Source organism: Prosthecobacter sp., from assembly GCF_049294395.1.
In the GTDB taxonomy this organism is placed as follows: Bacteria; Verrucomicrobiota; Verrucomicrobiia; order Verrucomicrobiales; family Verrucomicrobiaceae; genus Prosthecobacter.
Genome location: NZ_JBAQCR010000039.1, coordinates 1 through 8,333, shown reverse-complemented (window position 1 = coordinate 8,333; position 8,333 = coordinate 1). Strand labels below are relative to the sequence as shown.

9 protein-coding genes are annotated in these 8,333 nt (G+C 60.2%); 6 read left to right on the top strand and 3 right to left on the bottom strand.

Annotated features, from left to right (window positions below; genetic code table 11):
- From WAW39_RS02500 to WAW39_RS02475, 6 genes are all read left to right on the top strand, one after another.
- Positions 1-964, top strand: a 964-nt coding sequence (locus WAW39_RS02500) for a LacI family DNA-binding transcriptional regulator (protein ID WP_422315433.1), incomplete at its 5' end; no start/stop codon positions are given.
- 52 nt (positions 965-1,016) lie between these two features.
- Positions 1,017-1,949, top strand: coding sequence for a sugar ABC transporter substrate-binding protein (locus WAW39_RS02495; RefSeq protein WP_422315431.1), 933 nt, complete (start codon positions 1,017-1,019; stop codon positions 1,947-1,949).
- 15 nt (positions 1,950-1,964) lie between these two features.
- Positions 1,965-2,888 carry an ABC transporter permease gene (locus WAW39_RS02490; protein WP_422315429.1) on the top strand — a complete coding sequence of 308 codons (924 nt, stop codon included), beginning with the start codon at positions 1,965-1,967 and terminating at the stop codon, positions 2,886-2,888.
- 5 nt (positions 2,889-2,893) lie between these two features.
- Positions 2,894-3,898, top strand: a complete 1,005-nt coding sequence (locus WAW39_RS02485; RefSeq protein ID WP_422315427.1) for a nucleoside hydrolase — start codon at positions 2,894-2,896, stop codon at positions 3,896-3,898.
- The gene (locus WAW39_RS02480; RefSeq protein ID WP_422315425.1) at positions 3,895-4,890 is read left to right on the top strand and encodes a nucleoside hydrolase; all 996 of its coding nucleotides are present in this window, start codon (positions 3,895-3,897) and stop codon (positions 4,888-4,890) included. Before WAW39_RS02485 ends, WAW39_RS02480 begins: the two co-directional genes overlap by 4 nt.
- Positions 4,890-5,771 (top strand): ribokinase, encoded by an 882-nt coding sequence (locus WAW39_RS02475; RefSeq protein ID WP_422315423.1) that lies wholly within the window; start codon positions 4,890-4,892, stop codon positions 5,769-5,771. Before WAW39_RS02480 ends, WAW39_RS02475 begins: the two co-directional genes overlap by 1 nt.
- A gap of 251 nt (positions 5,772-6,022) precedes the next feature.
- Here WAW39_RS02475 and WAW39_RS02470 read toward each other — a convergent pair whose 3' ends face one another.
- From WAW39_RS02470 to WAW39_RS02460, 3 genes are all read right to left on the bottom strand, one after another.
- Positions 6,023-6,208 (bottom strand): hypothetical protein, encoded by a 186-nt coding sequence (locus tag WAW39_RS02470; RefSeq protein WP_422315421.1) that lies wholly within the window; start codon positions 6,206-6,208, stop codon positions 6,023-6,025.
- A gap of 204 nt (positions 6,209-6,412) precedes the next feature.
- Positions 6,413-6,604, bottom strand: coding sequence for a hypothetical protein (locus tag WAW39_RS02465; RefSeq protein WP_422315419.1), 192 nt, complete (start codon positions 6,602-6,604; stop codon positions 6,413-6,415).
- Between the two features lie 60 nt (positions 6,605-6,664).
- A complete protein-coding gene (locus tag WAW39_RS02460; RefSeq protein WP_422315417.1) occupies positions 6,665-8,134 on the bottom strand; it encodes a DUF1501 domain-containing protein in 1,470 nt (489 codons plus the stop codon).
- Positions 8,135-8,333: the final 199 nt, after the last annotated feature.

Genomic DNA, 8,333 nt, shown 5'->3' with positions numbered 1-8,333 from the left:
TGTGATGGCGGGGCGGGGCGATGAGTTTCGGATTGCGAAAGAAACGCAAAAGCACATTCTGGAAGAAGCTGCGGCGATGGGAGTGCGGCCGGATGAACTGGCGCGAAGTCTGCGGCTGCAAAGCACGCGCACGCTGGGGCTGGTGATTCCGGATATTTCCAATCCGTTCTTTGCCGCGCTGGCGCGTGCGGTGGAGCGGCGTGCGCGCACACTGGGCTACACGGTGCTGCTGGCTGATTCGCAGGAGTCCGCCGAAGTGGAGGCGGAATGCATCCTCATGCTGCTGGACCGGCGCATCGACGGACTCATTCTCGCACCAGTGGGTGGTGACTCGAAGCATCTGAAGACGCTTATCGACTCGCGGCTGCCGCTCACGCAGGTGGACCGCGTTTTCACCGCGCTGAAAACTGCTGCTGTGGTGGCGGACAACTTTGCTGGAGCGCGTGAAGCGGTGCGAAGGCTGGTGAAACTGGGGCACAAACGCATCGCGTGCCTGCAGGGCAGGGAGGACAGCTCGGTCATTGCCGAGCGGGTGCGTGGGTATTGTGCTGGACTGAGTGAGGCGGGGTTGCGCTTTGAGAAGAAGTTTCTTGGCGGTGGAGAGCATTCCATGGCCATCGCACGGGAGCACACGCTGAAGCTGCTGGACTTGAGGACGCGTCCCACGGCGATTCTTGCGCTCAGCAATCAGCTTGCGCTTGGGGCCCTGGAGGCGGTGCGTGAACGAGGACTGGTGATCCCGGAGGATCTCTCGCTCATTGCGTTTGATGAGCAGCCGTGGGCCTCGCTGCTTTCGCCGCCGCTGACGACGCTGGCACAGCCGGTGGAGGAGCTGGGGACAGTGGCGGTGGACAGGTTGTGCGCACAGATCAAGCCGGGAGGCAAGGCTTCGCGGAAGGCGCTGACGACACTGCCGGTGCGGCTGATTGAGCGTGCATCCATCGGTCCAAAGAAGAAAGATTGACCGAAAGGCTTCCTGTTGCACAATCGTTTGCGCAAAATCAACTTTTCCAGCCATGAAATGCCTCATTCCACTTCTGTTTGCCTCCCTGGCATTGCTTTCCTGCAAGCCTGCGGGCGAGAAGGCATCCACTCACTCTGGCAAGCCGAAGGTGGCGCTGGTGATGAAGTCGCTGGCGAATGAGTTTTTCCAAACGATGGCCGAGGGCGCTAAGAAGCACCAGGCGGCGCATGCGGGTGACTACGAGATTCTCGTGAACGGTATCAAGAACGAGACGGATCTGGCAGAGCAGGTGGGGTTGGTGGATCAGATGGTGTCGCAGGGAGTGCAAGCCATCGTCATTGCCCCGGCGGACTCGAAGGCGCTGGTCACGGTGCTGAAGCGTGCGAAGGAGGCGGGCGTGCTCGTCATCAACATCGACAACAAGCTGGATGGGGACACGCTGAAGCAGGCGGGGCTGAGCATTCCATTTGTCGGGCCGGACAACCGTGCGGGAGCGAAGGCGGTGGGCGAGGTGCTGGCGAAAAAACTCAAGGCGGGTGATGAGGTGGCGATCATCGAAGGTGTGACCACAGCTTTCAACGGACAGCAGCGCAAGGCGGGCTTTGAAGATGCGATGAACGCTGCGGGCATGAAGATCGTGGCGTCACAAAGCGGACAGTGGGAGATGGAGAAGGCGAATGGAGTTGCTGCGGGCATCCTGGCCGCGAATCCGAATGTGAAGGCGCTGCTGTGTGCGAATGACAACATGGCTCTGGGGGCTGCGGCTGCGGTGCAAGCTGCTGGCAAGGCGGGGCAGGTGCAGATCATCGGTTTTGACAACATCGCCGCGCTCAAGCCGCTGCTGGCGGATGGTCGCGTGCTGGCGACGTGCGATCAGCACGGGGATCAGCTTGCGGTGTTTGGCATTGAAGCTGCGCTGAAAGTGCTGAAGGAAAAGACGACGCCCGCGGATCAGCAGACGCCGGTGGATGTGGTGGTGAAGTGATCTTTCTTTTTCATCATGCGCCGCTGGACTGATTTCTTCATCCTAATTGCCGTGCTCGCGGCGATGATCGTGCTCTTTGGGCTGATGCGGGACAGCTTTTTCAGCATGGGCACGCTGGGGACGGTGGCGAACCGAATTCCGGCGCTGGCGCTGGTGGCTACGGGAATGACGCTGGTGATGGTGACGGGTGGGATTGATCTTTCGGTGGGTTCGCTGCTGGGCTTTTGCGGCGCGGTGGTAGGCGTGCTGATGGCGGATCTGCACTGGGGAATGGCGATGGCGGTGCTTGCCAGTGTCGTTGTCGGAGCGGTGATCGGCAGCACGACGGGGGCGGTGAGTGTGAAACTGCGGCTGCCTTCGTTTATTGTTTCACTGGGCATGCTGGAGATCGCGCGAGGGCTGGCTTTCCTGACGACGAACTCGCAGACGAAGTACATTGGCGCGGATATTGAGGCCTTAGGCGCGCCGTTTGGCGGGATGGTGATTTCGCCTGCGTTTGTGATCAGTCTGCTGGTGGTGGCGGCGGGGCAGGTGATGCTTTCGCAGATGGCCATCGGGCGGCACTTGATCGCCATTGGGGCCAATCGTGAGGCGGCGCTGGTTTCGGGGCTTTCGGTGGATCGTCCGCGCATTTTTGCGCATGCGCTGCTAGGCGCGCTGACGGGGCTGGCGGCGGTGTTTAACTGCTCGCGGCTTGGGTCTGCTGATCCGAATGCGGGCACGGGTTTTGAGCTGGGGGCCATCGCTGCGGTGGTGGTGGGTGGCACGAGTTTGATGGGCGGGCGGGGATCGGTGGTGAAGAGCTTCATGGGCGTGCTGATCATCGCCACGCTGGAGGCGGGACTGATTCAGGTGGGAGCCACGGAGCCGGTGAAGCGTGTGGTTACCGGGCTAGTCATTGTTGCTGCTGTGCTGGCGGATACCTGGAGGAGAAAATGATCTGCATGAAATCGATTGTTCTTTTATTGCTTCTGGGTGCATCGGCTTTTGCTGAAAAGCCGCGCATTGTTTTCGACACCGACATAACCGGAGATGTGGATGACGTGCTGGCGTTGACGATGTGCCATACGCTGGCGGATCGTGGTGCGTGCGAATTTCTCGGGGTGACGATCTCGAAGGACAATCCGCTCACGGCTAGTTTTGTGGATGCGCAGAATACGTTTTATGGGAGGCCTGATCTGCCGATAGGGGTGACGCGTGATCCGACGGCGCAGAAGCGTGCGAGCAGTTATTTGAAGCTGGCGGACTCACCGGACTATCCGCATGATTTGAAGAGCAACGATGATGCGCGTGAGGCGGTGGACCTGCTGCGTGAGCTGCTGGCGAAGCAGCCGGACGGGAGTGTTTCTATCATCAGCGTGGGCATTGCCTCGAACATGGCGAACCTCATCAAGTCGAAGGCTGATAAGCATTCGCCGCTGGATGGTACGGCATTGATCCGGCAGAAGGTGAAGATGCTATCGATCATGGCGGGGGCGTTCGCGTTTTGTAACCACACGAACTACCATCTGGAGGCGAACGTCATCAACGGCATCGGCTTCATGCAGACGGTGGCGAATGAGTGGCCGGAGGAGGTGCCGGTGTGCTGGAGCGGGTATGAGATCGGCGAAGCGCTGCCGTTTCCGCGTGCCAGTATCGCGCAGGATTTTGGCTATGTGCCGCATCACATCGTGAGGGAGGCTTATCTGCTGCACAGCGGGCCCGCGCATGACCGGCCGTGCTGGGATGAGAGCAGCGTGCTGCAGGCGGTGTTTCCAGAACGTGGACTTTTTGGCCTCTCTGTCCCGGGGCGCGTGCGTGTGGGTGCCGATGGATTCACGCGATTCATGCCGCCGGGCAAAGATGGCAAAGGCGGCAAACGCGACCGATTTCTCACCCTGACTTCAGCGCAGCAGGCACGCGTGCTGGAGGCCATCGTCCAAACCACTGTGCAACCACCCAAGAAATGAAAAAGCTCATCACCCTATTCCTCTGCGCGCTCTGCGGCCTGTCTCAGGCGGCGCCGGTCAAACTCATCTTCGACACCGACATGGGTAATGATGTTGATGACATGATGGCGCTGGCGATGATTCACAATCTGCAAAAGCGCGGGGCGTGTGAACTGCTGGCTGTTACGATCACGAAGGACCATCCGCAGGCGGCGGCATTTGTGGATGCGGTGAATACGTTGTATGGGTATCCCGATACGCCCATTGGCGTGGTGCGTGATGGGGCGGCGAAGGAGGCGGGGAAATTCAATCTGCTGGCGGATGAAAAGAATGCGGACGGCAGTCTGCGCTACCCGCATGATTTGAAGAGTGGAGCGGATGCGCCGGAAGCGGTGGGCCTGATCAAGGACATCCTGGCAAAGCAGCCGGATGGCAGCGTGGTCATTGCGCAGGTGGGCTTTTTTACCAATCTGTCGCGTCTGCTGGACTCGCCGGGCGGGAAGGAATTGATCGCGAAGAAGGTGAAGTTTTTGAGCATCATGGCGGGTGCGTTTCAGACGGTGCAGTGGGACACGCGGCACCTGGAGTATAATGTGAAACTGGATGTGCCGGCGGCGCAGAAGCTTGCCAAGGAGTGGCCCACGCCGGTGGTGTGGAGTGGCTATGAGATCGGTGTGGCGGCGGCGTTTCCGCATGTCGTCATCGAAGAGGATCTCAACTACATCCCGCATCATCCGCTGAAGGAGGCTTATTATTTGTACAATCCGCCGCCGCATGATCGCCCGACTTGGGACCCGACGGCGGTGCTGTATGCGGTGCTGCCTGAGCGCGGTTACTTTGATCTCTCACCGCCGGGAAATGTCGTGGTGGAAAACGATTCGGCCACGCTGTTTCGTGCGGGCAAGGGCGGCAAAGGGAAACACCGCTTTCTGGTGATGAGCCCGGAGCAGACGGCGCGTGTGCGCGAGGCGATTGTGCAGCTCAATGTGGAACCTCCAGCCACCAAGAAGTGATGGCAGAGAAGCGCCCTAGAATTGTCGTCGTCGGCTCGCTGAACGTGGATCACACGCTGCGTGTGCCGCACATTCCTGCGCCGGGAGAGACGCTGGCGGCGAGCGGCATGCTGACGTGCTTTGGTGGCAAAGGTGCGAACCAGGCTGTGGCTGCGGCGCGTACAGGCGGTGCGGTGAGCATGATTGGCTGTGTGGGGCTGGATGACTTCGGGGCGCGATATATGGAGGCGCTGGAGAGTGAGGGCATTGATACGACGGGCGTTTTGCGTTCGGCGATGCCTACGGGATCGGCCTTCATCGCGGTGGATGATCAGGGAGAGAATTCTATCATTGTGAATGCGGGGGCGAATCATGCGATCACACCGGAGGATGTGGAGAAGCATGCCGGGCTGATTCGTGGGGCGGATGCGCTGCTACTGCAGCTTGAGTGTCCGCTGGAGGTGGTGCAGCGGGCTGCGGAAATCGCTCGGGATGCGGGTGTGAGGGTGGTTTTGAATCCGTCACCGTTGAGTGCGGTGTATCTCGCGGCGCGATTTGCGGTGGATGTGTTGATCGTGAATGAGGGTGAGGCGGCGCAGATCACGCCGCAGAGAAATTTGCGTGAGGCGATGTGCAGGCATTTGATCATCACGCGTGGTGCGGAGAGCACGCTGAGCATCACTGAGGATGGGGTGACGGAGATCGAGCCGCCGAAGGTGACGCCGGTGGATACGGTGGGCGCGGGGGACACGTTTGCGGGGGCTTTTGCCGTGGCGAGTGGCGAGGGCAGGGAGGATGCGATTCGTTTTGCGAATGCGGCGGGTGCGCTGGCGACGCTGAAGGCGGGAGCGCAGCCTGCGATTCCGACGAGTGCGGAGATTGAGGCGTTTATGCGGGGGTGAATATCATCGCGGCAGGCGTGTGGCGGAACTCGTTGCAGACGCTGCTGGTGAGCGCGGTGTGTGGCGGAGCTGTGGGTTTGCTTCCCGGAATGTGCTGAGATACCCAGGGTCGCCTCGCTGAGGCTCGGCTGACCCTGGGCTGACTCCGCAGCCCCCTTGGGGCTGGTGCGTGGATGAGCGTCGCGGTGAAAGTGAGTGAAGTCTAGAGGGGGGATGCCCGTTTCCGATAAAACGAACAGTGCATGCTCCCGCTACGCCAATGAATCTGAGAATGCTTGAAACGCTTTTACTTCCTCATCTGTGGCGACGCCGGAGACAATGTGACCTGCGAGACTGCGGACGATGAAGGCTTGATCGGCAGGCAGATCCAGCCGCTTCACCACGAGGGCCATGATGGCGGCAAACGTGTTGCCATTGTAGAAGCAAAAAGGGGCCATGCGGTGACAACGACGACATAGATTTGCTGCGTCAGCCAGAGTCATCGCCGTTTGGTGGTTTGACTCCCACAATGCTTTTGTGGCTTCGTGTCCGTCAGAGGTGGGCTTGTGCAGTGCGTTTTTGGCTTCGCAGAGGCCGCGATTTAGAGTCGTGACGATTTCCCACGTGAAGGATTCGAGCCACGGATGCAAGCTGCTCATGCTTCAGGGCTTCTTTGCTGCCTGGGCTGCTTTGATCTTCTTCAACTCTTCCACGCCTGCGCTCTTGAGGAAGCCTTTGCCGGTCTTGGCGTAGATGGGCTCTGCCGAGAAGCGATCCTGCATTTCGAGACCAATCTCAAGCAGCTCCCGCGTGAGTGCGGCATCGCTTGGTTTGGTTTCAGTCGTCGCTTTCATGGCCGCATTTTAACCTCAATGCCGGTTTTCAGCAATCCTCCTTTGAGCGGTCTTTTGGCATCACGCCAGCATCTGCTTGATCACATGGCCTTCCACGTTGGTGAGGCGGCGCTGGACGCCGTTGTGTTCGAAGGTGAGGCGTTCGTGATCGAGGCCGAGGAGGTGGAGGATGGTGGCGTTGAAGTCGTAGAGGGGGTGGATGTCCTTCACGGCTTTCTGGCCGAGTTCGTCGGTCTCGCCACAACTCACGCCGGGTTTCACACCTGCGCCGGTCATCCAGCAGGTGAAGCCGTCGGGATTGTGGTCGCGGCCTTTGGCTCCTTTTTGGAAGAAGGGCATGCGGCCAAATTCGGTGCACCAGACGACGAGGGTGTCTTCGAGCAGGCCGCGTTCTTTGAGGTCGCGAATGAGTGCGGCTGCGGGTTGATCGAGGATGGGGGCGTGAACGTCGTACTGTTCTTTGAGGGCGTTGTGGCCGTCCCAGTTGAGCTTGCCGCCGCTGGCGTAGGCGCCGTTAAAGAGCTGCACAAAGCGCACGCCTTTTTCGATGAGGCGACGTGCGAGGATGCAGTTCTTGGCGAAGGCGGCTTTGTCGGGGTTTTGCGTATCGTCGGCACCGTAGAGATTGAGGATGTGTGCGGGCTCGGTGCTGAGGTCGCTGATCTCCGGGACGCTGAGCTGCATGCGCGCGGCGAGCTCGTAGCTGGCGATGCGTGCGGCGAGCTTGCCATCGCCTGGGTGGGCTTCGAGATGGCGGGCGTTCATGCGCTGGAGGAGGGTGCGTGCGGCTTGATCCGTGGCTGGAGAGACACCCGGGGCGGCGAGATGGCGCACGGGGGCTTTGGAGCTCATGGTGGTGCCCTGAAATGCGGCGGGGAGAAAGCCGGGGCCCCAGTTGTTGGCACCGTTTTGCGGCACGCCGCGGGGATCGGGAATGGCGACGTAGGAGGGCAGATCTTGGTTCTCGCTGCCGAGGGCGTAGGTGGTCCATGCGCCGAGGGAGGGGAAGCCGTCGAGGTTGAAACCGGTGGAGAGGAAATTCTCCGCAGGGCCGTGGGTGTTGGACTTGCTGGTGAGCGAGTGAACGAAGGCGAAGTCGTCTGTCAGTTCCGCGAGATGCGGGATCATGTCGCTCACCCATTTGCCGGTCTGGCCGCGCTGGCGGAAGGTGTACTGCGGGCGGGCGAGATTGCCTGCGGGTCCTTGGAAGGTGACGGCGGGGCCGCCGGGGAGGGGCTTGTCGTCCCACTTGATGAGTTCGGGTTTGTAGTCCCAAGTTTCAAGCTGGCTGACGGCTCCGGCGCAGAAGATGACGACTACGTTTTTGGCCTTGGCCGGGAAATGAGGCTGGCGTGGGGCGTAGGGGCGTGCGGGGTCGATGATGGGTCTGTCCGCAGCGAGCAGTCCATCGAGGCCGAGAAGATTCGTCAATGCGATGGAGCCGAGAGCCGTGGCGCTGCTGCCGAGGAAGCGGCGGCGGTCGAGCAGTGCGTGGCCTGCGGGGGAGAGGTGTTCGGAGGGGTGGGGCATCGGCTCAAATGAGAAGGTTCATTTGGTACTCTCCACAACGGGGTGGGATTTAACAATAGTTCACGATATTACTCTGCACGAAATTTTGTTGGCTTAACATTCGACGACTTCCAAACACTCTGTATTAACTTATAAGGTGAAGGGGCGTGTCTGCGCGCTGATTAATCATTAGTAATGTTAATAGCCTGTTGCACTTAAA